General features: G+C 66.5%; 20 protein-coding genes. 3 read left to right on the top strand and 17 right to left on the bottom strand.

Going from position 1 to position 24,249, the window contains the following annotated elements; genetic code table 11:
- Nucleotides 1-13: 13 nt before the first annotated feature.
- Entirely contained in the window at nucleotides 14-790 is a 777-nt protein-coding gene (locus CK498_RS17000) for a gamma-glutamyl-gamma-aminobutyrate hydrolase family protein (RefSeq protein WP_095622041.1), read from the bottom strand.
- A 266-nt stretch (nucleotides 791-1,056) separates the two neighbouring features.
- Here CK498_RS17000 and CK498_RS16995 point away from each other — a divergent pair, with 266 nt between their 5' ends.
- Nucleotides 1,057-2,436: a glutamine synthetase family protein gene (locus CK498_RS16995; RefSeq protein WP_095622040.1), complete on the top strand. Its 1,380-nt coding sequence runs from the start codon at nucleotides 1,057-1,059 to the stop codon at nucleotides 2,434-2,436.
- Nucleotides 2,437-2,708: 272 nt separating this feature from the next.
- Here the strand turns inward: CK498_RS16995 and CK498_RS16990 are convergent, their stop codons facing one another.
- From CK498_RS16990 to CK498_RS16980, 3 genes are all read right to left on the bottom strand, one after another.
- Nucleotides 2,709-3,254: a glycine zipper 2TM domain-containing protein gene (locus CK498_RS16990; RefSeq protein ID WP_095622039.1), complete on the bottom strand. Its 546-nt coding sequence runs from the start codon at nucleotides 3,252-3,254 to the stop codon at nucleotides 2,709-2,711.
- A 147-nt stretch (nucleotides 3,255-3,401) separates the two neighbouring features.
- Nucleotides 3,402-4,295 (bottom strand): methylenetetrahydrofolate reductase, encoded by an 894-nt coding sequence (locus CK498_RS16985; protein ID WP_095622038.1) that lies wholly within the window; start codon nucleotides 4,293-4,295, stop codon nucleotides 3,402-3,404.
- A 3-nt stretch (nucleotides 4,296-4,298) separates the two neighbouring features.
- Nucleotides 4,299-5,495 (bottom strand): glycine cleavage T C-terminal barrel domain-containing protein, encoded by a 1,197-nt coding sequence (locus CK498_RS16980; protein WP_095622037.1) that lies wholly within the window; start codon nucleotides 5,493-5,495, stop codon nucleotides 4,299-4,301.
- 234 nt (nucleotides 5,496-5,729) lie between these two features.
- Between CK498_RS16980 and CK498_RS16975 the strand changes: the two genes are divergently transcribed.
- The gene (locus CK498_RS16975; RefSeq protein WP_095622036.1) at nucleotides 5,730-8,297 is read left to right on the top strand and encodes a GcvT family protein; all 2,568 of its coding nucleotides are present in this window, start codon (nucleotides 5,730-5,732) and stop codon (nucleotides 8,295-8,297) included.
- Nucleotides 8,298-8,300: 3 nt separating this feature from the next.
- Here the strand turns inward: CK498_RS16975 and CK498_RS16970 are convergent, their stop codons facing one another.
- Nucleotides 8,301-9,347, bottom strand: coding sequence for a GlxA family transcriptional regulator (locus CK498_RS16970; protein WP_095622035.1), 1,047 nt, complete (start codon nucleotides 9,345-9,347; stop codon nucleotides 8,301-8,303).
- 195 nt (nucleotides 9,348-9,542) lie between these two features.
- Between CK498_RS16970 and CK498_RS16965 the strand changes: the two genes are divergently transcribed.
- Nucleotides 9,543-11,276 (top strand): formate--tetrahydrofolate ligase, encoded by a 1,734-nt coding sequence (locus tag CK498_RS16965; RefSeq protein ID WP_095622034.1) that lies wholly within the window; start codon nucleotides 9,543-9,545, stop codon nucleotides 11,274-11,276.
- A gap of 16 nt (nucleotides 11,277-11,292) precedes the next feature.
- Here the strand turns inward: CK498_RS16965 and CK498_RS16960 are convergent, their stop codons facing one another.
- The 12 genes from CK498_RS16960 to prfA all read right to left on the bottom strand — a co-directional run bounded on the left by CK498_RS16960 (nucleotide 11,293) and on the right by prfA (nucleotide 24,240).
- Nucleotides 11,293-12,582: an NAD(P)/FAD-dependent oxidoreductase gene (locus tag CK498_RS16960; RefSeq protein ID WP_095622033.1), complete on the bottom strand. Its 1,290-nt coding sequence runs from the start codon at nucleotides 12,580-12,582 to the stop codon at nucleotides 11,293-11,295.
- A 300-nt stretch (nucleotides 12,583-12,882) separates the two neighbouring features.
- Nucleotides 12,883-13,713 carry an ABC transporter permease subunit gene (locus CK498_RS16955; protein WP_095622032.1) on the bottom strand — a complete coding sequence of 277 codons (831 nt, stop codon included), beginning with the start codon at nucleotides 13,711-13,713 and terminating at the stop codon, nucleotides 12,883-12,885.
- Nucleotides 13,714-13,715: 2 nt separating this feature from the next.
- The gene (locus tag CK498_RS16950) at nucleotides 13,716-14,627 is read right to left on the bottom strand and encodes an ABC transporter permease subunit (RefSeq protein WP_095622031.1); all 912 of its coding nucleotides are present in this window, start codon (nucleotides 14,625-14,627) and stop codon (nucleotides 13,716-13,718) included.
- A gap of 14 nt (nucleotides 14,628-14,641) precedes the next feature.
- Nucleotides 14,642-15,778 (bottom strand): polyamine ABC transporter ATP-binding protein, encoded by a 1,137-nt coding sequence (potA, locus tag CK498_RS16945; RefSeq protein WP_095622030.1) that lies wholly within the window; start codon nucleotides 15,776-15,778, stop codon nucleotides 14,642-14,644.
- A gap of 66 nt (nucleotides 15,779-15,844) precedes the next feature.
- On the bottom strand, nucleotides 15,845-16,948 hold the full coding sequence (locus CK498_RS16940; protein ID WP_095622029.1) for a polyamine ABC transporter substrate-binding protein: 1,104 nt from the start codon (nucleotides 16,946-16,948) through the stop codon (nucleotides 15,845-15,847).
- Nucleotides 16,949-17,072: 124 nt separating this feature from the next.
- A complete protein-coding gene (locus CK498_RS16935; RefSeq protein ID WP_095622028.1) occupies nucleotides 17,073-18,419 on the bottom strand; it encodes a glutamine synthetase family protein in 1,347 nt (448 codons plus the stop codon).
- Nucleotides 18,420-18,473: 54 nt separating this feature from the next.
- Entirely contained in the window at nucleotides 18,474-19,763 is a 1,290-nt protein-coding gene (locus CK498_RS16930) for an NAD(P)/FAD-dependent oxidoreductase (protein ID WP_095622027.1), read from the bottom strand.
- Between the two features lie 168 nt (nucleotides 19,764-19,931).
- Nucleotides 19,932-20,852, bottom strand: a complete 921-nt coding sequence (locus CK498_RS16925; RefSeq protein ID WP_095622026.1) for a LysR family transcriptional regulator — start codon at nucleotides 20,850-20,852, stop codon at nucleotides 19,932-19,934.
- 10 nt (nucleotides 20,853-20,862) lie between these two features.
- The gene (locus CK498_RS16920; protein ID WP_095622025.1) at nucleotides 20,863-21,618 is read right to left on the bottom strand and encodes a HesA/MoeB/ThiF family protein; all 756 of its coding nucleotides are present in this window, start codon (nucleotides 21,616-21,618) and stop codon (nucleotides 20,863-20,865) included.
- A gap of 7 nt (nucleotides 21,619-21,625) precedes the next feature.
- Complete coding sequence (locus tag CK498_RS16915) at nucleotides 21,626-22,126, bottom strand: Lrp/AsnC ligand binding domain-containing protein (RefSeq protein ID WP_095622024.1); 501 nt, start codon at nucleotides 22,124-22,126, stop codon at nucleotides 21,626-21,628.
- A gap of 186 nt (nucleotides 22,127-22,312) precedes the next feature.
- On the bottom strand, nucleotides 22,313-23,152 hold the full coding sequence (gene prmC, locus CK498_RS16910) for a peptide chain release factor N(5)-glutamine methyltransferase (protein WP_095622023.1): 840 nt from the start codon (nucleotides 23,150-23,152) through the stop codon (nucleotides 22,313-22,315).
- Nucleotides 23,152-24,240 carry a peptide chain release factor 1 gene (gene prfA / locus CK498_RS16905; RefSeq protein ID WP_095622022.1) on the bottom strand — a complete coding sequence of 363 codons (1,089 nt, stop codon included), beginning with the start codon at nucleotides 24,238-24,240 and terminating at the stop codon, nucleotides 23,152-23,154. Before prfA ends, prmC begins: the two co-directional genes overlap by 1 nt.
- Nucleotides 24,241-24,249 lie beyond the last annotated feature (9 nt).

Here is a 24,249-nt window from a genome sequence, read left to right as displayed (position 1 = left end):
TTTCCTCAGCGTGTCAGGCGTCGATCAGCATGGTGGCGCCACGACGTTCCGCGGCACGCTCGCGGCAGGCCGCGGCGAAGCCGTGAAACAGGGCGTCGTAGAGAGGATGCTGGGCGGGCTGCCACTCGGGGTGCCACTGCACCGCCAGGGCGAAGCGCCGCGCGCCCTCCACCGACAGCGCCTCGATCACCCCATCCGGCGCCACTGCCTCGGCGCGCAGCCCCAGCCCCAGCTCGGCCACACCCTGCTGATGCAGCGAGTTGACGCGACTCTCAGGCGAGGCATGCAGCGCCGCCAGCGGGCCACCGGGCAGGATCGTCAGGTCATGGCTCGGCGCATACTGGCTCGCCTTGTCGCCCTGCGGTTCGCGATGATCGAGCAGCCCCGGCACCACCTGCAGCGCCTGATGCAGGGTGCCGCCAAACGCCACGTTGATCTCCTGGAAGCCGCGACAGATGCCGAACAGCGGCACCCCCAGGTCCAGCGCAGCAGGAATCCAGGCCAGCGCCGCGGCGTCGCGATGCGGGTCGTCGCGGGTATTCTGTGGGGCCGGCTCGGCGCCATAGCGCGCCGGCGCCACATTGGTGTAACTGCCGGTCAGCAGCAGGCCGTCGAGCTCAGCGAGCAGGCCCGCCTCCAGGCCGCCGCCATCTTCCCACACCGGCAGCACCAGCGGGGCAAGCCCATAGTCGCGCAGCGCCTGGAGATACTTATCGGTGACCATATGCGCGGGGTGGCCTTCCACCTCGCGGCGGCAGGCAATGACCCCGACCAGCGGTCGACTGGACATACACGACTCCTTACTACTCGCTAATAGGGCCCTATACAGGGCCAGGGCTGTTATTCTTTGTTAAACATTACATGCCATACACGCCGCTGCCAACCCTCCAACCGGGCCTGCAACGCCGTCATAACGGACGGAAAACAGCCCGAAAACAGGCTCTATCAAGCGATGAACGCGGATTGTGCGGCCCAGCTACCAACCGTAAATAATTTGACAACACCCGCGCCGGTCGGAAAAGATGACCCCATGACTCCAACTACAAGGGACTCCCCATGTCGGTGACCGCGTCTGCTGGCGAGGCCGAGACCTTTCTCGAGCGCCATCCCGATATCGACAGTGTCGACCTGCTGATCAGCGACCTCAACGGGGTGATGCGCGGTAAGCGCATCCCGCGCGACAATCTGACCAAGGCCTTCAGTGCCGGCATCAACCTGCCGGCCTCACTGTTCGCCCTCGATATCAACGGCAACACCATCGAGGAGACCGGCCTGGGCCTTGCCAGCGGCGACGGCGACCGCATCTGCCGCCCGGTGGCCGGCACCCTGAAACCCTGCCCCTGGCTGCGCAAGGGGCGTCAGGGGCAGCTGCTGATGACCATGTTCGATGCCGACGGCAGCGGCTTCTTTGCCGACCCGCGTCAGGTACTGCAGCGAGTGCTGGCGCGCTTCACCGCCGCCGGCCTGACCCCGGTGGTCGCCGTGGAGCTGGAGTTCTACCTGGTCGACCGCAGCCGCGACGCCCTCGGCTCCGCCCAGCCGCCCTGCTCGCCGACCACCGGCGAACGCGCCTCCCAGAGCCAGCTCTACTCGATCAACGAGCTCGACGAGTACGCCGATTTTCTCGAGGACATCCAGGCCGCCGCCGCCGCCCAGCAGCTGCCGCTGGATACCGCCCTCAAGGAGTGCGCTCCCGGCCAGTTCGAAATCAATCTGACCCACTGTGACGACGTGCTCAAGGCCTGCGACAGCTCGGTGCTGCTCAAGCGCTTGATCAAGGGGGTGGCCATCCAGCACGGCTTCGAGGCCACCTTCATGGCCAAGCCCTACGGCGACGAGGCCGGCAACGGCACCCACGTCCACATCAGCCTGCTCGACGCCCACGGCCGCAACGTCTTCGCCGCCACGGATGACGATCCGCTGGGTACCCCTGCGCTGCACCACGCCGTCGCCGGACTGCTGGCCCTGATGCCGGCGTCGATGGCGATCTTCGCTCCCAACATCAACTCCTTCCGGCGCTTCCAGCCCGGGCTCTACGTGCCCATGGCACCGACCTGGGGCTACGACAACCGCTCGGTGGCGGTGCGCATCCCCTCCGGCCCCAAGGCCGCAAAACGCATCGAGCACCGCGTGGCCGGCGCCGACGTCAACCCTTACTTGCTGCTGGCAACGCTGCTGGCCTCCATCGATCACGGCCTGCGCCAGCAGCTGACACCGCCGCCGCCGATCGAGGGCAACGCCTACGACCAGTGCGAGCCGAGCCTCACCAATAGCTGGCAGCAGGCGCTGACGCTGCTCGGCGAGGACGAGGTACTGGCCGAAGCGCTCGGCGAGCGCTTCCTGCACGTCTACCTGGCCAACCGCCAGGCCGAGCGCGACCAGGCGATGCAGGCGGTTAGCCAGCTTGAGTATGACTGGTACCTGCGCCAGGTCTAGGCGCGTCCTAACAGTGGCTGCGCTCGGCCATACGGCGTTAAAAATCGGCTCGAAGTACTCATTTACACCCCAGTAAACTCCGTCTTCTTGCCGATTTTTGCTTTGCGACCCACATGGATGTGGGGAGTGCGTTGGTCCGTCGGGAACAGGCCTAGCTCTGGCCGTCGCTCGCCGACTGTTCGGATAGAACCTGAATACGAAAACTGGCTGCCGCAAACGACACCGCCCGCGCCGATTGGCGCGGGCGGTGTCGTGAGTGGCGCGGCTAGCAATCAGCCTTCGCGGACATTCCACTGCGGCACCCCATCCTGCATCAGCACCTGATTGCCCTGGGGCGCCTCCTCTAGGCGTACGCTGTAGACCCTATCCTCGAAGCGGTACTCGACGTCGTAGCCCTCGTGCTCTTCGCGGGTGTCGACTACGGTGTTGCACTGCCGCTGGGTGGTGGTCCGGCCCTGGTTGGCCTCGACCCGGCCCTGGACTTCGCGGCCGGCCAGGCCCCCGCCTACGGCACCGGCCACGGTGGCCAGCTTCTTGCCGCTGCCGCCGCCGACCTGATTACCCAGCACGCCGCCGACCACCGCCCCGGCGGCGGTACCCAGCAGGCGGTTGGGGTCGCGGCTCGGCGCCTGCTGGTGCACCACCACGTCTTCGCAGACCTCGCGCGGCGTCTCGACGCTGCGGGTCACGGTGTCGACGCTCAAGATATCGGCGTAGGTCGGTTCACGGTCGAAGGTCTGCACCTGATAGGCGCCTACCGCCAGACCACCCAGGCCCAGCACCGCCAATGTCGACCCGATCACGATTGACTTGTTCATTCCTGCCTCCTGATGTCTCTCGACTTGGCGCCAGACGGCGCAATGCGATAGTCAGAGTATAGTTCGTGAACAGCGTTCGGCATCAGTTTTTGGCGGCGTTCAACATTGCTTTCATAATCCCCATGCCGCGTCTCCAGATGGCGACACTCATAGAGAGGGCGACGACTGAGGGGATTGCCAGGCGCACTGCCGGCGACACTGTGCTTCGCACCAGGCGCGAGTGTCAGCAGTCTGATTGAAGGTGTAGAGGTGCACCCCGGCGAAGCCTTCGGCGACGTCGCCGAGCCATGGCCAGAGCGCCTCCAGCAGAGCATCGGGCCGATATCGAGTGGGTCGCAGCAGGCGCGCGACCAACCCTTTCTGACGCCCCAGCGCACGGGTCGAGGCGCCCAGGCCGAGGCGGGTCGCGAGCCCCAACAGCCGCTTGCGCGATAGCACCCCGGGCAGCCCAACGTGAATCGGCAGCGACATGCCGCGTTGTCGCTGATGCTCGCGCCAGGCCAGCAGGGGCGCGGCCTCGAAGCAGAGCTGGGTGACGACGTAGTCGGCGAGCCACGCCTTGGCCTCGAGATCCTGCTGCAAGTGCTGCGCAGGAATGTGCGGATGCCCTTCCGGATAGGCCGGCACCCCGACCCGGTTCGGCCGCGTCGGCAACTCGACGAGCGCCTCGAGCAGCGCCAGGCCGGTAGCGAAGTCGCCTTCCGCTGCCTCGGCATCGCCGCCGACCACGAAACACTCATCGATGCCCAAGCTCGTCAGCCGTACCACCGCCTCGGCGAGATGCCAACGATCGCGCACCAGCCGGGCGGCAAGATGCGGCACCACCCGGAACCCCGCCGCCGCCAGCGTTTCGCTGGCCGCCAGGGTACGCTCCAGGCCGTGGCGCGGTGAGCAGGTCACCGTGACCACGGCGCCCGCGGGCAGCGCATCGGCGGCCTGCTGCAGATCGGCGAGGGGCAGCAATTCGTAGCGCGGCGCTGCCAGCGCCTGACAGGCGCGTTCATCGCTCGGCAGTGTGGCCAGACGTAGCAGGTCGTTCATGCATCAGCCCTTGGGAATTTCCTTGCCCGGATCATGGAACGGCTTGGCTACCACCCGCGCCTCCTGCATGCCGGTATTGGCATCGATGCGCAGCGGCGTCCCCAGTTCGGCATACTCGATCGGCACCATGGCATAGCCGATATTGCGCTGCTGACGCGGCGAGTGGGTGGCCGAGGTCACCTGGCCGATACGCGTGCCGTGACCGTCGAGCACCGGGAAAACGTCAATCATGGCACCATCGGTGAAGTGGCCGACACTGGGGCCGTCGATCTCCACCCCCACCAGCTTGCGCGATACCCCCTCGGCCTTGATCCGCTCCAGGGCGGCACGGCCGATGAAGTCGTCGTCGCCGCGCAGGTCGACCATCCAGTCGTAGCCCATACCCACCTCGAAGGGGTTGGTGTCGTACCAGATGTCGCAGCCGAAGGCCAGGATGCCGCCCTCGATGCGGCGGATGTGGCAGGGACCGATGACCTGCATGCCATGCGGCCGACCGGCCTCGAAGACCCGCTGCCAGAGCGCTTCACCATGGCGGCTGGCCTCGCGCAGGTAGATCTCGTAGCCGATCTCGCCGGAGTAGCCGGTGCGCGAGATCACCACCGACATGCCGTCGAGCGTGGCCTCCATCAGGTGGTAATAGCGCATCGCCAACACCGCCTCGCCGAACAGGTCGACCATCACCGCCTTGGCCTTGGGCCCCTGGACCTGGACCGGCGCCACGTCCACCTCCTGGATACTGACATCCAGGCCGGCATGATAGGCGAGGCCCTGGCACCAGAGCAGCACGTCGCTATCGGCCAGCGACAGCCAGAAGCGCTCCTCCTCGACGCGCAGCAGCACCGGGTCGTTGATGATCCCGCCGTCCGCCGCCGTGACGAAGACGTACTTGCACTGCCCCGCCTGGCACTGGTGCATATCGCGGGGCACCAGCCGCTGCACGAAGGTGAAAGCATCCGGACCGCTGATCTCGATCTGGCGCTCGACACCGACGTCCCACAGGGTGACGCCCTGCACCAGCGCCCAGTACTCGTCCACCGGATCGGTGTAGAGACGCGGATGATAGTGGTGGTTGTAGACGCTGTACTTGCGCACCCCATGGCGCCGCGAGGCGTAGAAGAACGGCGACTTGCGGATGCGCGGATAGAGCAGGATCTCGGGCGCAGCCTGAGTGTGCTCGACGCTTTCGATGACATGGGACATGACCTGCCTCCTCTTCGCGGCGAAACGGCCGTCAGCGCCGCTTCTAACTAGCGAAGCTAGCGCGCCACGGGACAGCGCATGTCACCCTCGACGCCGGCTATTTTGGTGGCGGCGACATCGCCTGGCGCCGCTGTCGCCGCCGCCAAAGACGGCGTCGTCGCGGGACAGCGCGGCAGTGCAGAGTGGATTATCCTGATCCCAGGCATCCCGTCACCGGCTTACAGGAGGCTTGCCATGGCGACACTCCCTCGGCACGCGGACGCGGTGATCATCGGTCAGGGCGGCATCGTCGGCGCCTCGCTGGCTCACCACCTGATCGAGCTGGGCTGGACCCGGCTGGTGGGTCTCGACAAGTCCGCCATCCCTTCGGATATCGGGTCGACCTCCCACGCCTCCGATTTCTGCTTCATGACCGCCCATGACAAGCTGTCGTGCTACACCACGACCTACAGCCAACGCTTCTATGAGGCGATGGGACGCTATCGCCGCATCGGCGGCCTGGAAATCGCCCGGGTCGGCGACGAGGCACGCCTGGCGGAGTTGCAGCGCAAGGTCGCCTCGGGCAAGGCATTCGGCACTCGCGTGAGCATGATCGACGCCGACGAAGTGGTCGAGCGCTTCCCGCTGCTGGAACGGGACCTGCTGCTGGGCGGCATGTGGGACCCCGATGCCGGCCTGGTGGTGCCGCGCTCCCAGCGCGTTGCCGGCGAACTGATCGAACGCGGGGTCGAGAGCGGCCATCTCAGCGTCTTCGCCGATACCCCGGCGCTGGATATCGACGTTCAGGCTGGCCGGGTATGCGGCGTGGAGACCGCCAAGGGCTATATCGAAACGCCGCTGGTGCTGGTGTGCGCCGGCATCTGGGGGCCGATTCCTGCCGCCATGGGTGGCGCCGCGCTGCCGCTGATGCCGGTGGAGCATCCGCTGATGTTCTTCGGCCCCTACGACGCCTTCGCCGGCACCGGCCTGGAGATCGGCTACCCGCTGCTGCGCGACCAGGGCAATTCCGCCTATCTGCGCGACACCGGCGATCCCACCTCCACCGAGGGTGGCCAGCTCGAGTGGGGCTACTACGAGGCCCGCGAACCGCGCCTGGTACATCCCCACGCTATCCTCGAGCGTGATCAGGCGCGCCTCTCGCCCTCGATGCGCGACCTCGAGGCCGAGCAGATCGCCGACGCCTTCGAGCGCGCCGTGGAGCTCACCCCCCTGCTCGGCGAACTGGGCTGGGACGAAAAGCACTCCTTCAACGGCCTGCTTTCGGTCACCGTGGATGGCGGCTCGCTGGTCGGCGAGTCACCGGAGACCCGCGGCCTGTGGTTCTGCGAGGCGGTGTGGGTCAAGGATGGGCCGGGCATGGGCAAGCTGACCGCCGAATGGCTGACCCACGGTCGCCCGACGCTGGATCCCTGCAGCATCGATATCGCGCGTTTCTATCCGGTACAGAAGACCCCGCACCATGTGCATGGCCGCTGCCTGGAGATCGCGCGCAAGATCTACGACCCGCCGGTGCACCCCCGCGAGCCCTTCGACAACGGCCGCAACCTGCGCCGTGGCCCCTTTTGGCATCGCGAACAGGAACTGGGCGGCTATTTCATGGAGGCCGCGGGCTGGGAGCGCGCCCACGGCTATGCCGCCAACGAGACACGCCTCGCCGACTATCTGGAGCGCATTCCGGAGCGCCCCGCGGAATGGGACCAGCGCCACTTCTGGCGCGTCTCCAACGCCGAGCACCTGGCGCTGAGCGACGACGTGGGGATGATCAACCTTTCCCACTTCGCCATCTACGATATCTCGGGGCGCGATGCCGAGGCGCTGCTGGAGACGCTCTCGGTGGCCAAGGTCGGCGGCGACACCCCGCTCGGCAAGGGTGTCTATACCCACTTCCTGGATACCGCCGGCGGCGTCCATTCGGACCTGACCATCGTGCGCCTGGCCGCGGACGCCTGGCGGGTAGTATGCGGCGGCGATACCGGCCATCGCGACCTGGTATGGATCATCCGCCGCGCCGAGGACCTGGGCCTGAGCCACTGGCACCTCGAGGATCGCAGCGACAGCCTGGCCACCCTGGGCCTGTGGGGCCCCAATGCCCGGCGCACCCTGCAGGCCCTGGCCGATACCCCCGATGCCCTCGACGACGCGAACTTCCCGTTTGCCAGCGCTCGTGAACTGCGCCTTCAGGGCATCCCGGTGTGGGCCTTCCGCATCTCCTATGTGGGCGAGCAGGGCTGGGAGCTGTATGTGCCCTTCAGCTACGCGCTGGCGCTCTGGGATCGGCTGTTCGATGCTGGAGTAACGCCGGTGGGCATCGAGACCTACGCCAACAGCCGCCGTCTGGAGAAGAGCCTGCGGCTGCAGAACGTCGACCTGCTGACCGACTACAACCTGGTCGAAGCAGGCCTGGCGCGCCCCAAGGTCAAGGCCGCCGACTTTTACGGCAAGGCCGCCCACCTCGAACAGCGCCAACGTCATCGCCAGCCCTCCTACCTCTGCACCCTGGTGATGGAGGACCACCTCGACGCCAGCGGCACACCACGCTTCCCGGTCGGCCAGGCGCCGCTGCTCGACCCGCAGAGCGGCGAGGTACCGGTGGACGAGCTGGGGCGTCGCGCCTATGTCACCAGTATCGCCTACGGCCCTTCGGTGGGCAGCAACATCGCCCTGGGCTACCTACCCGCAGCCTACGCCAGTCAGGGGCAGACGCTATTGCTGGAGTACTTCGGCGCCCACTATCCGATGCGCATCGCCGCAGTAGGCTACCGGGCGCTGTACGACCCGGACAACCGGCGACCGCGCAGTTGACGATCACACCTCGTCGGGCGCCGGACGCGCCGCCAGCGAGGCCGCCTGCAGCGCATCGGCCTCGGCCTGGCGGTCGCTGCGCCGCTTGCGCTCGCGGCTCGGCGAGTGGCCGAAACGGTCGTGGTAGCACTTGGTGAAGTGCGGTGGCGAGACGAAGCCGCAGGCATGGGCGACGTCGGTGATCGGCATATGGGTCTGACGCAAGAGCAGCCTGGCTCGCACCAGCCGCAGCTCCAGATAATACTTCAACGGCGGGCAGTCAACGTAGCGCTGGAACAGGCGCTCCAGCTGGCGACGCGACAGATCGGCATAGCTGGCCAGCTCATCCAGCGACAATGGTTCCTGGAGGTTGGCCTCCATCAGCGTAGCGACCTCCTCCAGCTTGGGGTGGCTATGCCCCAGCCGCACCCGCAGCGGGGTGCGCTGGCGATCGCCGACACCGCGGATGCGCTCGTGAATGAACTCCTCGGCAATCGCCTCGGCCAGCTCCAACCCCTGCTGACGCCCGATCAGGTTGAGCATCATATCCAGCGGTGCAATACCGCCAGAACAGGTGTAGCGATCGCGGTCCATGACGAACAGCTGCGAGGAGAAGGTCACGGCGGGAAACATCCGTGCCTCGTGGATGCTCGAGATATGCTCCCAATGCAGGGTGCAGCGATAGCCATCCAGCAGCCCGGCCTGAGCCAGCATGTAGCCGCCGGTGCAAACTGCCCCAAGGGGGATGCGACGCGCCGCCAGGCGCTTGAGCCAGGTCAGGGTGGCGCGATCGCAGTGGCGCTGCACGTCGACGCCGGCGCATACCAGCAGCAGGTCCGGCGGCGGCGCACGCTCCAGGTCGTGATCGACGTCACTGGTCAGGCCGCTGCTGGCAGTGACCGGGGCACCGTCACGACTGATCAAGTACCAGCGATAGAGCTCCCGGTCGGCGAGATGATTAGCCATGCGCAACGGCTCGAGCGTCGAGGAGAAGGCCAGTTGGGAGAACCCCGGCACCATCAGGAAGCCGACGTTGTAGCGGCCGTTGGGCGGTTTTCCATGACCTTGCATACCACCTCCTCAAGCGCTCAGCCGAATGCTCGGTCGCACGCCATTATCATGATCCCAGTGTAATGTATTGACAACGGATGCAAGCAACTGTCGCTGCGACCAACACCGCTGACGTCGGCGAGACAATTCATCGCCGCCATGGCATGAATACTGTGGGCAGCACTCCCCATCAACGGCGAGTCAGGAGGCAAGGCGATGAGCGGCCAATCTCCCGCAGCCGAGCGGCACACTTCGGCAGTCAACGACAATCTGCGTATCGCACGCACGGCCAGGCTATGGCCCATCGAGGAGATCGCCCACCGCCTGGGGGTTCCCGGTGAGGCCGTGGAACCCTATGGTCGCGGCATCGCTAAACTCGACCTGAGCGCCATCGACGCCCTGGCCGGGCAGCCCCGGGGGCGCTACATCGTGGTCTCGGCCATCACCCCCACGCCACTCGGCGAGGGCAAGACCACCACCGCCATCGGCTTGACCCAAGGCCTCCAGCGGCTCGGCCACCGCGCCAGCGTTGCGCTACGCCAGCCCTCCATGGGGCCGACCCTGGGCATCAAGGGCGGTGCCGCCGGCGGCGGACACAGCCAGGTGGTGCCCATGGAGCGCATCAACCTGCACCTCACCGGCGACCTACACGCTGTCGCCGCCGCCCACAACCTGCTCGCGGCAATGGTCGACAACCACCTTCACCATCGGCTCGAACCGCAGCTCGATCCGCAGCAGATCCACTGGCAGCGTGCCATCGACATCAACGACCGCGCGCTGCGACACATCGTGCTGGGCCTCGGCGAGCGGGTCGACGGGGTGCCACGTCAGGGCGGCTTCGAGATCACCGCGGCCTCCGAGGTCATGGCGATCCTCGCCCTGGCCGATTCACTGGCCGACCTGCGCCAGCGCCTGGGCCGTATCGTGATCGGCTACGATCGCGACGGCCAGGCGGTCACGGCCGAACAGATACGCGCCGCCGGGGCCATGGCCGCCCTGCTCAAGGAAGCCCTCAAGCCCAACCTGCTGCAGACCCTGGAGCACGCTCCGGCACTGATCCATGCCGGCCCGTTCGGCAATATCGCCCACGGCAACTCATCGATCGTCGCCGATCGCATTGGCCTGCACGGCAGCGATTTCCTGGTCACCGAGGCGGGCTTCGGTGCCGATATGGGCGCCGAACGCTTCTTCAACATCAAATGCCGCACCTCGGGGCTAACGCCGGATGCCGCCGTGCTGGTGGCCACGGTGCGCGCCCTGAAATATCACAGCGGCCAGCACCAAGTGCTACCCGGCAAGCCACTGCCCGACTCGCTGCTGGCCGAGAACCCACAGCAAGTTCATGCCGGCGGCGCCAACCTGCTCAAGCAGATCGACAATATCCGCGCCCACGGCATCACCCCGGTCGTGGCGATCAACGCCTTCCCTTCCGACCACCCCAGCGAGCATGCTGCGATCGTCGAGTTGGCCGCGTCGGTGGGCGTCAAGGCGGTGCTCACCAGCCACGTGCTCGATGGCGGCGATGGTGCCCTGGCACTGGCCGAAGCAGTGGTGGAACAGGCCTCGGCCGGCGCCGACTTCCAGTACCTCTATCCCGACGAACTGCCCCTCGAGGCCAAGATCGCACGCATCGCCACGCGCCTGTATGGCGCCGCCGATGTCGCCTTCTCGACGACCGCGCAAGGCCAGTTGGAGCGCTATCAGCAGCAGGGCTACGGGCAGTTCCCCGTGTGCATTGCCAAGAGTCACCTGTCGCTCTCCGCCGATCCGACGCGCCTCGGTGCTCCCGAGGGCTGGACCTTGCCGGTCCGCGAGGTGCGCCTCTCGGCGGGTGCGGGCTTCGTCTATGCGCTGTGCGGCGATATTCGCACCCTGCCGGGACTCGGCGCCGACCCCGCTGCCGCGCATATCGACATCGACGCGCAGGGCGAGATCAGCGGCCTGTTCTGAGTGCCTCTACCTCCCACTAAACGCCGAGTCGGTCACGGGTGGCGTAATACCACGCCCCCAGCGCCGATAGCGGCACCCGCAGCAGCCGCCCGCCGGGGAACGGCAGATGCGGCAGGCCGGCGAAGGCGTCGAAGCGCTCGCTCTCGCCTTCGATCACCTCGGCGATCAGCCGCCCGGCCAGGTGGCTGCAGGTCACGCCGTGACCGGAGTAGCCCTGGGCGTAGTAGACATTGGCGTTGAGCCGGCCAAACTGCGGCAGGCGATTCAGCGTCATCAGGAAGTTGCCGCTCCAGGCGTAGTCGATCTTGACGTCGCCGAGCTCGGGGAAGGTCTTGAGCAGCTTGGGGCGGATCACCGCCTCGATGCTGGTGGGATCCTGGCCACCATAGCTGACCCCGCCGCCATACAGCAGCCGGCCGTCGCCGGTGAGGCGGTAATAGTCGAGCAGGTAGTTGCAGTCCTCCACCGCCATGTCGTTGGGCAGCAGCGTCCGGCCGCGCTCGCCGAGGGGCTCGGTGGTGACGATCTGGGTGCCACAGGGCATCGACTTGCCCTCCAGCTCAGGCACTACCCCCTGCAGATAGGCATTGCCGGCCAGCACCACGCGCTCGGCCACCAGCGTGCCGCCGGGCGTGCGCAGCCGCACCGGTTCGCCGTGGGTAAGCTCGAGCAGCGGCGACTGCTCATAAATGATCCCGCCCAGCGCCTCGAAGGCCGCTGCCTGGCCGAGCACCAGGTTGAGCGGATGCAGGTGCCCGCCGGAGTGGTCGACCAGCGCGCCGACGTAGCGCTCGCTTTGCACCTCACGCTTGAGCGCCTCACCCTCGAGCAGTTCCAGCTCGCGGTTGCCGTAGCGCTGCCACAGCACCTGGTGTTCACGCAGCCCTTCCATCTGGCGGGTGTTGCAGGCGGCGAACAGATTGCCATTCTTGAGATCGCAGTCGATGGCGTACTGCTCGATGCGCGAGCGGATGATGCGATTGCCCTCGAAGGCCATGTCGCCCAGGGCGCGGGCGGTGTCGAGGCCGTACTTGGTCTCGATAACATCCATGTCGCGGCTATAGCTGTTGACGATCTGGCCGCCGTTGCGCCCCGAGGCGCCAAACCCCACCCGCGCCGCCTCCAGCACCACCACCTTGTAGCCGCGCTCGGCGAGATGCAGCGCCGACGAGATGCCGGTGAAGCCAGCGCCGACCACGCATACATCGCAGCTCATCTCGCCGCTGAGGCTGGGCCGTTCGGGGCTGGCATTGGCCGTGGCGGCATAGTAGGACGCCACGTGCGGGGTGGCAGGCGTCTGGGTCATACGTTATCTCCACAAGGTGTATCGATGTTGGATAGCAACCTCATCGCGATTGAAATCGCTCCTACGTTTGCCTTGGCGCCATTGCTCTTGTAGGAGCGGCTTTAGCCGCGATGGGTGGCTTGACCAGCAGCGCTGCGCGCTGCATCGCGACTGAAGTCGCTCCCACTTTTGCCTTGGCGCCATTGCTCTTGTAGGAGCGGCTTTAGCCGCGATGGGTGACTTGACCAGCAGCGCTTCGCACTGCATCGCGACTGAAGTCGCTCCTACGATTGTCCTTGGCGCCATTATCGTCAGACTGAATCAGCCGGCGTCCTGCTGCGCCATGGCCATACGCCGCTTGTTCTCACTGCGACGCATGAAGTACCAGGCCAGGAAGGTCGCCAGCGACACCGCCAGGATGATCAGCGTGGCCAGAGCGTTGATCTTCGGCGAGACGCCCATGCGCACCGAGGAGAACACCACCATCGGCAGGGTACTGGCGCCGGGGCCGGAGACGAAGCTGGCGATCACCAGGTCATCCAGCGACAGAGTGAAGGCCAGCAGCCAGCCGGCGGCCAGCGCCGGGGCGATCATCGGCAGGGTGATCTGGAAGAAGGTCTTGAGCGGCGGCGAGCCGAGATCCAGCGCCGCCTCCTCGATCGACAGGTCGACCTCGCGCAGCCGCGAAGCCACCACCACCGCCACATAGGCGCTGCAGAAGGTGGTATGCGCGATCCAGATGGTGACCATGCCACGGTCCGCCGGCCAGCCGATCATCTGCGCCATGTGCACGAACAGCAGCAGCAGCGACAGGCCGGTGATCACCTCGGGCATTACCAGCGGCGCGGTGACCATGCTCGACAGCGCGGTCTTGCCCCGAAAGCGCGTGAAGCGGGTCATGACGAAGGCCGCCAGGGTGCCCAGGCACACCGCCATGGTCGCCGAGAAGAAGGCGATACGCAGGCTGGTCCACACCGCGGCCAGGATCTGGCGATCGCGGAACAGCTCGATGTACCAGCGCCCCGAGAACCCCGCCCACACCGTCACCAGCCGCGACGAGTTGAACGAGTAGAACATCAGGATCGCCATCGGCAGGTACAGGAACAGCAGTCCGGCAATCAGCATCAGCGTGGTAAAGGATGGCTTCTTCATGGTCACTCCTTCAGCTCACGGCTCTGATAGCGGTGGAACAGCGCGATGGGAATGATCAGGATCGCCAGCATCACCATCGCCAGCGCCGAGGCCACCGGCCAGTCACGGTTGTGGAAGAACTCCTCCCACAACACCTTGCCGATCATCACCGTATTGGGCCCACCCAGCAGTTCGGGAATCACGTACTCGCCCACCGCGGGAATGAATACCAGCATCGAGCCGGCGATGATGCCGCCCTTGGAGAGCGGCAGGGTCACCTTGAGGAAGGTATTGAACTTGCGCGAACCGAGGTCCGACGCCGCTTCCAGCAGCGAGCCGTCGAGCCGCGACAGGTTGGCGTAGAGCGGCAGGATCATGAACGGCAAGTAGGCGTAGACGATGCCCAGGATCACCGCGAAGTTGGTGTTCATCATGCGAATCGGTGAGTCGATCAGTCCCAGCCACAGCAGGCCATTGTTGATCAGGCCGTTGTTGCTGAGAATCCCCATCCAGGCGTAGACGCGGATCAGAAACGAGGTCCATGACGGCAGCATCACCAGCAGCAGCAATACCAGCTGCCAGCGCGCCGGCGCGCGTGCCATGGCGTAGGCCATCGGGTAGCCGATCAGCAGGCACAGCAGCGTCGACAGGAAGGCGATCTTGACCGAGCCCCAGTAGGCGGCGACATACAGGGTGTCGGTGGTCAGGAACAGGTAGTTGCCGAAATTCAGCGCGATGTTCAGCGTCTCGGCGCTGTAGTCGAAGATCGCGCTGTAGGGCGGCACCGAGATTGCCGCATTAGAGAGGCTGATCTTGAGCACGATGCCGAACGGCAGCAGAAAGAACAGCGTCAGCCACAGCAGCGGCGCGGCGATCACCCAGCCACGACCGGGGCGCAGCGCACGCGGCAGCCGCGCTAGCAGTGAAGACTTCATGGTTCGCTCCTCACTCAGTCGCGCAGCACCACGGCACTGCGGTCGTCCCAGTGGATGTAGACGCTGTCGTCCCAGGTGGGGCGCTCGCCGCGACGCTCGGTGTTGGTCAGGCTGGCCTTTACCAGGTGACCCTGCTCGGTGCGCACGAAGTACACCGAAAAACCGCCTAGGTAGGCGATATCCTCGACCTTGCCCGCCGCCCAGTTGTAGTCGCCGCTGGGGCGCTCCCGGCTCAGCCCGGTCTTCTCGGGGCGAATCCCGGCCCACACCCGGCGGTTATCGGCCTCGGTGCTGACGCCGTGGCTGATGTAGATCTGGCGCCCCAGCTGGGCGCTGTCGATCACACAGTGGTCCGCCTCATCGACGACGATATCGCCCTCGAACAGGTTCATGGTGCCGACGAACTCCGCCACCATACGGCTCGCCGGACTCTCGTAGACGTCCATCGGCGAGCCGACCTGGGCGATCCAGCCATCGGCCATGATCGCCACCCGGTCGGCCATGGTCATGGCCTCCTCCTGATCGTGGGTGACCATGATGCAGGTCACCCCGACCCGCTCGAGGATCTCCACCACCTCGAGCTGCATCTCGGTGCGCAGCTTCTTGTCCAGCGCCCCCATGGGTTCGTCGAGCAGCAGCAGCTTGGGCCGCTTGGCCAGCGAACGCGCCAGCGCCACGCGCTGGCGCTGGCCGCCGGAGAGCTGATGCGGCTTGCGCTTGGCGAAGCGCTCCATGTGCACCAGCTTGAGCATCTCGGCCACGCGCGCGTCGATCTCCTGGCGCGGCAGCTTGTCCTGCTTGAGACCGAAGGCGATGTTCTGCGCCACCGTCATGTGCGGAAACAGCGCATAGGACTGGAACATCATATTGATCGGGCGCTCATAGGGCGCCATCTTGGTGATGTCCTCACCGTCGAGCAGCACCTGCCCTTCGCTGGGCTTCTCGAACCCTGCCAGCATGCGCAGCAGCGTCGACTTGCCCGACCCCGAGCCGCCGAGCAGCGCAAAGATCTCGCCGCGACGGATGCTCAGGTTGACGTCGTCCACCGCCAGCGCACCGTCGAAGCGCTTGCTCACACGGCGAATATCGACCAGGGCGTCTTCATCGAGACGCCGATGATGGGCCTGTTCCAGGCTCTGGGATTGCGGCATCGTCAAGCCCCCGAGTGTGTTCGCGAAAGAGAGGCGGCCGGCCCCAGGGCCGGCCGCGGTTCGGGGTTACTGGCCGGACTTGACGCGGTTCCAGGTCCGCGTGCGAACCCGCTGTACCGCCAGCGGTTTCTCTTCCTGAACGAAGAGGTTGTCCATCACCTCCTGGTCGGGATAGACCGCCGGGTCGTTGAGGATCTCGGGGTCGAGGAACTCATTGGCCGCCAGGTTGGGGTTGGCGTAGACCACGTACTCGGTGATGCCGGCGGCGATCTCGGGCTCGAGGATGAAGTTGATGAAGGCGTGGGCGTTGTCGGGGTTCGGCGCGTCGGCGGGAATCGCCATCATGTCGAACCACAGCGCCGCGCCCTCCTTGGGAATGCTGTAGGCGATGGTGAAGTCGCGACCCGCCTCGGCGGCACGATCGGCGGCCTGGAACACATCGCCGGAGTAGCCGGCGGCCACGCAGATATCGCCGTTGGCCAAGTCGGAGATGTAGCGCGAGGAGTGGAAGTAGGTCATGTTGTCGCGCACCGCGGCGATCATCTCACCGGCGGCTTCGATGTCTGCCGTCTCCTCCGAGAGCGGCGACAGCCCCAGGTAGGCCATGCCGGCAGACAGCATGTCGTCACCGGTATCGAGCATCGAGATGCCGCAGCCGCCCTGGTTGAGGGCGGTGGTGACCTCGGGATCGAAGATCAGCGCCCAGGAGTCCAGCGGCGCGTCGTCACCGAGGATCTCGGTCACCCGCTCGACGTTGTAGCCGATGCCGTTGGTGCCCCACATGTAGGGGATCGAGTACTGGCTGCCCGGATCCACGAACTCCAGATCATCCATCAGGTCGGGGTTGAGGTTGACCATATTGGGGATCAGGTCGTGATCCAGCTCACGATAGACGCCGGCGCTGATCTGGCGAGTCAGATAGTGGTTGGAGGGCACCACCACGTCGTAGCCGGAGCGTCCCGAGAGCAGCGCCGCTTCCAGCACTTCGTTGCTGTCGTAGACGTCGTAGATCACCTCGATGCCGGTCTCCTCGGTGAAGCGCTCGAGGGTGTCCTCGGCGATATAGTCCGACCAGTTGTAGACCCGCACCTCGTTGGCCTGGGCCGCCGCGGCCGCCAGTCCCAGGGTGGCAGCGGCAACCGCTACCGATAGCGTGTGATATCGAAACATCGTGGCACCTCATTCTTCGGATTGTTGTCGTCAGCCTCGGCGGCTGGCACCTGGCTAGCGTATCCGCAGCCCCCGGGAGGGCCGTCAACGCTAGGTTTCACTTACTGCTCGATGCTCGGCATGCTCATACGCTCAGCAGCAGGAACTCACGTTCCCAGGAGCTGATCACGCGCTTGAAATTCTCGTTCTCGACCCGCTTCACCGCCACGTAGCCCTGCACGAACTTGCGCCCCATGTACTCCTCCAGCTCATGGCAGTGCTCCATGCGCTCCAGCGCCTGCTCGAGGGTGAACGGCAGGCGCAGGTTGCGCCGCTCGAAGGCGCGCCCCTTGACCGGCGCACTCGGGGCAACCTGCTTGATCATGCCCATGTAGCCGCACAGCAGGCTGGCCGCTATCGCCAGGTAGACGTTGGCGTCGGCACCCGGCAGGCGGTTCTCGACCCGGCGATTGTGCGGCGAGCTATCCGGCACGCGCAGCCCGCAGGTACGGTTCTCCTCGCCCCACTCGACGTTGACCGGCGCCGAGGTATCGGGCAGGAAGCGGCGGAACGAGTTGACGTTGGGCGCCATCAGCGGCAGCGCCTCGGGGATGTACTTCTGCAAGCCCCCAACGTGCCACAGGAACAGGTCGCTGTGAGTGCCGTCGGCGTTGGCGAATACGCTCTCGCCGCTGGCGATGTCGAGTACGCTCTGGTGCAGGTGCATGGCACTGCCCGGCTCGTTGGTCACCGGCTTGGCCATGAAGGTTGCCGCCACGTCGTGCTTGAGCGCCGCCTCGCGCAGGGTGCGCTTGAACAGGAATACCTGGTCGGCCAGCACCAGCGGGTCGCCGTGACGGAAGTTGATCTCCATCTGCGCGGTGCCCTCTTCGTGGATCAGGGTGTCGATATCCAGCCCCTGCTCCTCGCACCAGTCGTACATGTCCTCGAACAGCGGATCGAACTCGTTGGCGGCGTCGATGGAGAACGACTGGCGACCGGTCTCCTGGCGCCCGCTGCGGCCGATCGGCGGCTGCAGCGGCAGGTCCGGGTCCTCGCAGCGCTTGGTCAGGTAGAACTCCATCTCCGGGGCCACCACCGGCTGCCAACCCTGATCGGCATAGAGCCTGAGGATCTTCTTCAACTGGTTGCGCGGCGACAGCTCGATGGGGTTGCCCTGCTTGTCGAAGCAGTCGTGGATCACCTGGGCGGTGGGTTCCAGCGCCCAGGGTACCGGGTAGGCGGCGCTGATATCGGGCTTGCAGATCATGTCGATATCGGCAGGATCGAGCAGCGAATAGTAGATGTCGTCCTCGACGTAGTCGCCGGTCACGGTCTGCAGCAGCACGCTCTCGGGAAGACGCATGCCCTTCTCGGCAACGAACTTCGAAACCGGCGCGATCTTGCCGCGGGCGATGCCGGTGATGTCGCTGACCAGGCATTCGACCTCGGTGATGCGTCGCTCTTTCAGCCAGCTTTCCAGATCTTTCATGGGAACCTCTTGGTGGCTACCGGCCGGCGCACCGGCAAGCAAATTCTGTTGCTGTTACAGCCTGTCGCGCAGCTTGTAATACTGGGTGGCCAGCACCAACAGCGGCGTGCGCAGACGCCGACCGCCGGGGAAGCGCCGATGCGGCATGGCGGCGAAGACATCGAAGCGTTCGTGCTGACCGGCGATGGTCTCGGCCAGCAGCTGGCCGGCCAGCCCGGCCAGGGCCATGCCGTGACCGGAATATCCTTGAGCGTAATAGAGGTTGGCGTCGAGGCGCCCGAAGTCCGGCGCGCGGTTGACGGTGATCGCCACGTCGCCACCCCAGCGGTACTCGATGGGCACCCCGGCCAGTACCGGGAACAGCCGCGCGATCTTGGCATCGATGCGCGCCTCGAGCCCGGGCGGCTCGCGACCGTTGTAGCTCACCTCGCCGCCATAGATCAGCCTCCGGTCGCCGGACAACCGATAGTAGTCGAGCACGAAGTTGGCGTCGGACAGGGCGTCGTTGTGAGGCAGTACCTGGGCGGCCTGGGCCTCGCTGAGCGGCGCGGTGGCGATCATGTAGTTGGCCGCCGGCATGATGCGGCCGTCGAGCTCCGCCACCAGGCCGCGCAGATAGGCGTTGGTGGCCACCACCAGGCTCTCGGCGATCACCACGCCCTGGGCGGTGGTCACCCGTACCGGTGCGCCGCGCTGGATCTCCAGCGCCGGGGTGTGCGGGTAGAATTGCGCCCCGGCCTGCTCGGCGGCACGTGCCAGGCCCAGGGTATAGTTGAGCGGGTGCAGGTGACCGGCCTCGCTCTCGAACAGCGCCCCGGGGTAGGCGTCGCTGACTACCCGCTCACGCAGGGCATCGCCCTCCAGCCAGCTCAGCGCCTGGTAGTCGTAGTCGCGGGCCAGGCGGTCGCGAAACGCCTGGAGCTCGCGCACATGGCGCGGCTTGACCGCGGCGTGCAGATAGCCCCAGGCCAGGTCGCAGGGAATCGCATGGCGCTCGACCAGCGCCGCGGTCAGGCGCACCGCCTCGCGGCTCATCTCCCAGATCTCGCGGGCGCGCGGCCGCCCCAGCGCCTTCTCCACGGTGGCGATGTCGGTGCCCAGCCCTGGCAGTATCTGCCCGCCGCTGCGCCCCGAGGCGCCAAAGCCGATCTCACCGGCCTCCAGCACCGCCACCGAGTAGCCGCGCTCAGCCAGGTGCAGTGCCGTGGAGCAGCCGGTCACCCCGGCGCCGATCACGCATACGTCGACACGGTGCTCGCCGACCAACGGCTGGCTGGCCGCGGGGCGCACGGCAATGCTGTCGCGGTAGTAGGATGTGGGGGCCTCGAAGGTCGAATCGGCCATGCGGGGTTCCTTGTCGAGCGAATCTGATCGCCGGTTATTGTTGTTGAATTCTTTCACCACGGGTAACGCGTGGCGTGTACGAGTGAAGCAAGATCATGCTTCTAGTCTGCCACCAGACCACCAAGGCATGTCAAGTATTCAATAACGTTCAGCCAATAACGTCCCCGTTCATGGATGATGCGCCAGGGCATCGAGAAACGCCTCCAGCACACGATGTGGGCGCCGATCGCGGCGCATCACGGTGACGAAGGGTGTCGAATACTCACCACCACTGACCGCCAGCCCCCGCAGTCGCCCGGCATTTACCCAGGGCGCGGCGAGATGGTCGGGGAGGTAGCCGATATAGCAGCCGGTGAGGATCAGAAACGCCGCGCCCTCACGGTCCGAGGCGCTGGCCGTACCGTTGAGCCAGGCGTGGGGGTCGCGGGCGGCCTCGGGCAGCGGGTAGCTGGGCTGCACCGCATCCCAGTCGGCCAGCGCCTGGCGTGTCAGGCCGGCATCGTCGCTGTCGAACAGCGGGTGGCCGACCGCGCAGTAGAGCTGCGAGCGCTCACTGTAGAGCACGCGGCTTTCGAGGCTCGCCAGCAGGTTGATCTCGGGCACCACCCCGAGGTGTAGGCGGCCATCGAGCACGCCCTGGGCGATACTGTCGGGGGGTTCCATGTGGATATTGATGCGCGCCTCGGGGCCACGCTGCTTGAGCTCGGCCAGCGAGTGGGTGATGCGCATCTGCGGCAGGCTGACCAGGTTGTCGGTAATGCCGATGTTGAGCTCGCCGCGCAGGGTGCGGTGCAGGCCGTTGACCTCGGTACGAAAGGTCTCCAACGAAGCCAGCAGGGTCAACCCGGCGGCATACACCTGGCGCCCCTCTTCGGTAAGCGCGAAACCACTGCGGCCGCGCTGGCAGAGACGCAGGCCGAGACGCTTCTCGAGGTCGGCCATGTGCAGGCTGATCGCCGAGCGGCTGATGCCTAGCTCGACCTCGGCGGCGGTGAAGCCGCCGCACTCGGCCACCGCCTTGAACACCCGGATCAGGCGAATATCGAAGTCGCTGACCCGGCCGGGGAACGGAGACTTGCGCTCGACCATGACGGCGCGCTCAGCGCGACCGACAGGCCGCGCAGGCCGGGTCGCGGGGCACCTTGAAGTGGCGCCACTCGCCGCGCAGGCCATCGAAGGTGGAGAGTCCGCGGTGCGGCGTGCCGGCACCACTCAGCAGCTTGACTGCCTCGAGGGCCTGGAAGGTGCCGATCACCCCCACCAGCGGTGCCACCACGCCGTTTTCGGCGCAGCGCAGTGCGTCGTCGGCCTCGCCTGCCTCGCCGGGCGGATAGAGGCAGGCGTAGCAGGGGCTCTCGGCATCGCGCGGGTCAAACACCGCCAGCTGGCCGGAAAAGCGGATCGCCGCCCCGGAAATCAGCGGCTTGCCCGCCGCCAGCGAGGCACGATTGATGGCGTAGCGGCTGGAGAAGCGATCGGTGCAATCGATCACCACATCGCTCTCGGCCACCGCCGCCGCCAGCGCCTCGCCATCCAGGTGCGCGTCGAGCACCTCGACCCGGCAGTGGGGGTTGAGTGCCAGGGCCGCCTCACGGGCCGACGCCGCCTTGTTGTGCCCCAGGTCTTCCATGCCGTGGGCGATCTGGCGCTGCAGGTTGGAAAGCTCGACCACGTCGGCATCGGCTAGGGTCAGCCTACCGACGCCGGCCGCGGCCAGGTAGAGCGCCACCGGCGAGCCCAGGCCGCCGGCACCGATCACCAGCGCATGGCTGGCCAGCAGCCGCTCCTGGCCGGCGATCTCGATCGGCTCGAGCATGATCTGGCGGCTGTAGCGCAGCAGCGCCTCGTCGTTCATGGCGGCATCACTTGTCACTGAAATCCTCGATATCCGGCACGTGCAGGGAGAACTCCTCCTTGACCTCCTCCATCACCACGTAGCTCTTCGACTCCTTGACCCCGGGCAGGGTCAGCACCACGTCGCCGAGCAGCTGACGGTAGGCGGACATTTCCGGAATTCGGCACTTGAGGATATAGTCGAACTGGCCGGAGACCAGATGGCACTCCTGGATCTGCGGCAGCTTGCTTACCGCGCGGCGAAACTCGTCGAATACCGCCGGCGACTGGGTCTCGAGACTGATCTCGACGAACACCAGCAGGTTGGCCTTGAGCGCCTTGGGGTCGAGCACCGCCTTGTAGCCGCGGATGATGCCCGAGCGCTCGAGACGCTTGACGCGCTCCAGGCAGGGCGTGGTGGAGAGCCCGACCTGGGCAGCCAGGTCAACGTAGGAGATGCGCGCGTTGTCCTGCAGGCAGCGCAGGATCTTGAGGTCGATACGGTCCAGCGAACGTGTCTTGGCTTTCATTGTAGTGTGCTATCCGGCCAATGGCAGTTGAGTTGGTACTTGCCAGCAATATCCACTGCTAAGATTAGAATAACAAGAAATAAACAGCAGGCTGTGGCTATTTACCAGCAATTGAGAGCGCACACCGGCGCGCCCTGCCATTACTATTACCACATTCGCCGAACAGCGCTCCAGCCACGCGGCCGGTCAGCCATCAACGCAACCCAGGCTGACCCGCTCACGCCCGCCGAGATCGACCAGGGTCGCCACCTGGCGATAGCCCGCCACATCCAGCGCCGCACGCACCGCCTGGCCCTGGCCTATGCCGTGCTCCAGCAGCAGCCAGCCCCCCGGCAGCAGGTGCTCGCGAGCCTGGCCGATCAGCCAGCGGAGGTCGGCCAGGCCCGACGCCGCGGCGACCAGCGCCGAGTGCGGCTCGAAGCGCACGTCACCCTGCCCCAGGTGCGGGTCGTCGGTGGCAAGATAGGGCGGGTTGGCAACGATCAGCGCGAAGCGCTGTCCACCCAGCGCCGCGAACCAGTCGCTCTCCGCGAAACGCGCATTGGCAATCGCCAGTCGCTCGGCATTGGCACGAGCCAGCGCCACGGCGCCCGGCGCATGATCGACGCCCACCACCTGCCAGCCGGGGCGCTCGCTGGCAAAGGCCAGGGCGATGGCGCCGCTGCCGGTGCCTAGGTCGAGCAGCGCCCCGCTGTCCGCCGCGGCCTTGTCCAACGCCGCCTCTACCAGCCGCTCGGTGTCCGGCCGCGGGATCAGGGTCGCCGGCGAGGTGGCCAATGACAGTCCCCAGAACTCGCGCTCGCCGGTCAGATAGGCCACCGGCCAGCCAGTGGCGCGCAGCGCCAGCAGCGCCGCGAAGCGCGCCCGCGGCCAGGCCTCGATATCGCGGTCACCCCAGGTGTAGAGCCAGGTACGGTCTCGCTCGAGCACGTGGCACAGCAGCACTTCGGCGTCGAGCCGCGGGCTCGGCGAGCCGCTGCCTGCCAGTCGCTCGGTAGCCCGCGCCACCAACTGGTCGAGGCGCATCAAGCCTCCTGCAGGGCGGCCAGCTGTTCGGCCTGGTACTCGTGGATCAGCGGCTCGATCACCTCGTCGAGCTGCTCGCCGCTGATCACGTCGTTGAGCTTATAGAGGGTCAGGTTGATGCGGTGATCGGTGATCCGCCCCTGGGGAAAGTTGTAGGTGCGGATGCGCTCGCTGCGGTCACCGGAACCCACCAGGCTGCGTCGCGCGTCGGCCTGCTGCTGGCGCTGGCTGTCCACCGCGCTCTGCTTGAGCCGCGCGGCCAGCAGCGACATCGCCTTGGCGCGGTTCTTGTGCTGGCTGCGCTCCTCCTGGCACTCCACCACCACGCCGCTGGGCAGGTGGGTGATGCGGATCGCCGAGTCGGTGGTATTGACGTGCTGACCGCCGGCGCCGCTGGAGCGAAAGGTGTCGACGCGCAGGTCGCCAGGGTTGATGTCGATGTCGCCCACCGCATCGGCCTCGGGCATCACCGCCACGGTGCAGGCCGAGGTGTGGATGCGCCCCTGGGACTCGGTGGCCGGCACCCGCTGCACGCGGTGGGCGCCAGACTCGAACTTGAGCCGCGCATAGACGCCGTCGCCCTTGACCCGCGAGATGATCTCCTTGTAGCCACCCTGCTCGCCGTGGCTGGCGCTGACCACCTCGACTCGCCAGCCGCGCTTCTCGGCGTAGCGCGAGTACATGCGGAACAGATCGCCGGCGAACAGCGCCGCTTCATCGCCGCCGGTGCCGGCGCGCACTTCGAGAAACACGCTGCGGCCGTCGTCGGGGTCCTTGGGCACCAGCAGCCGCCTGAGCTCCTCCTCCAGCTCCACGAGGCGCTCGCGGCCGTCGGCCAGCTCCAGCTCGGCCAGCTCGCGCATCTCGGCGTCGCTGTCGCCGGTCAACTGCTCGGCGGCCTCGACGTCGCCCTCCACGCCACGGTATTGGCGCCAGGTGGTGACCAGATCATCGAGCTCGGCGTACTCCATCGAGTAGTCGCGAAAGCGCTTCTGGTCACCGATCACCTCGGGCTCGGCCAACAGGGCGGAGAGCTCCTCGAACCGTTCGTGGAAGGATTCCAGACGCTGGCGCAGTGTGGCTTTCATTGACGATCC

It is taken from the genome of Halomonas salipaludis (assembly GCF_002286975.1).
GTDB classification, from domain to species: domain Bacteria; phylum Pseudomonadota; class Gammaproteobacteria; order Pseudomonadales; family Halomonadaceae; genus Franzmannia; species Franzmannia salipaludis.
Note: the sequence above shows the minus strand (reverse complement) of the source record. Positions and strands in the feature narration are given on the sequence as shown.

Excerpts from the sequence above, each read along its gene's own strand:
- CK498_RS17000 (WP_095622041.1), bottom strand. The coding sequence starts at position 790 with ATGTCCAGTCGACCGCTGGTCGGGGTCATTGCCTGCCGCCGCGAGGTG.
- CK498_RS16995 (WP_095622040.1), top strand. The coding sequence starts at position 1,057 with ATGTCGGTGACCGCGTCTGCTGGCGAGGCCGAGACCTTTCTCGAGCGC.
- CK498_RS16990 (WP_095622039.1), bottom strand. The coding sequence starts at position 3,254 with ATGAACAAGTCAATCGTGATCGGGTCGACATTGGCGGTGCTGGGCCTG.
- CK498_RS16985 (WP_095622038.1), bottom strand. The coding sequence starts at position 4,295 with ATGAACGACCTGCTACGTCTGGCCACACTGCCGAGCGATGAACGCGCC.
- CK498_RS16980 (WP_095622037.1), bottom strand. The coding sequence starts at position 5,495 with ATGTCCCATGTCATCGAAAGCGTCGAGCACACTCAGGCTGCGCCCGAG.
- CK498_RS16975 (WP_095622036.1), top strand. The coding sequence starts at position 5,730 with ATGGCGACACTCCCTCGGCACGCGGACGCGGTGATCATCGGTCAGGGC.
- CK498_RS16970 (WP_095622035.1), bottom strand. The coding sequence starts at position 9,347 with ATGCAAGGTCATGGAAAACCGCCCAACGGCCGCTACAACGTCGGCTTC.
- CK498_RS16965 (WP_095622034.1), top strand. The coding sequence starts at position 9,543 with ATGAGCGGCCAATCTCCCGCAGCCGAGCGGCACACTTCGGCAGTCAAC.
- CK498_RS16960 (WP_095622033.1), bottom strand. The coding sequence starts at position 12,582 with ATGACCCAGACGCCTGCCACCCCGCACGTGGCGTCCTACTATGCCGCC.
- CK498_RS16955 (WP_095622032.1), bottom strand. The coding sequence starts at position 13,713 with ATGAAGAAGCCATCCTTTACCACGCTGATGCTGATTGCCGGACTGCTG.
- CK498_RS16950 (WP_095622031.1), bottom strand. The coding sequence starts at position 14,627 with ATGAAGTCTTCACTGCTAGCGCGGCTGCCGCGTGCGCTGCGCCCCGGT.
- potA (WP_095622030.1), bottom strand. The coding sequence starts at position 15,778 with ATGCCGCAATCCCAGAGCCTGGAACAGGCCCATCATCGGCGTCTCGAT.
- CK498_RS16940 (WP_095622029.1), bottom strand. The coding sequence starts at position 16,948 with ATGTTTCGATATCACACGCTATCGGTAGCGGTTGCCGCTGCCACCCTG.
- CK498_RS16935 (WP_095622028.1), bottom strand. The coding sequence starts at position 18,419 with ATGAAAGATCTGGAAAGCTGGCTGAAAGAGCGACGCATCACCGAGGTC.
- CK498_RS16930 (WP_095622027.1), bottom strand. The coding sequence starts at position 19,763 with ATGGCCGATTCGACCTTCGAGGCCCCCACATCCTACTACCGCGACAGC.
- CK498_RS16925 (WP_095622026.1), bottom strand. The coding sequence starts at position 20,852 with ATGGTCGAGCGCAAGTCTCCGTTCCCCGGCCGGGTCAGCGACTTCGAT.
- CK498_RS16920 (WP_095622025.1), bottom strand. The coding sequence starts at position 21,618 with ATGAACGACGAGGCGCTGCTGCGCTACAGCCGCCAGATCATGCTCGAG.
- CK498_RS16915 (WP_095622024.1), bottom strand. The coding sequence starts at position 22,126 with ATGAAAGCCAAGACACGTTCGCTGGACCGTATCGACCTCAAGATCCTG.
- prmC (WP_095622023.1), bottom strand. The coding sequence starts at position 23,152 with ATGCGCCTCGACCAGTTGGTGGCGCGGGCTACCGAGCGACTGGCAGGC.
- prfA (WP_095622022.1), bottom strand. The coding sequence starts at position 24,240 with ATGAAAGCCACACTGCGCCAGCGTCTGGAATCCTTCCACGAACGGTTC.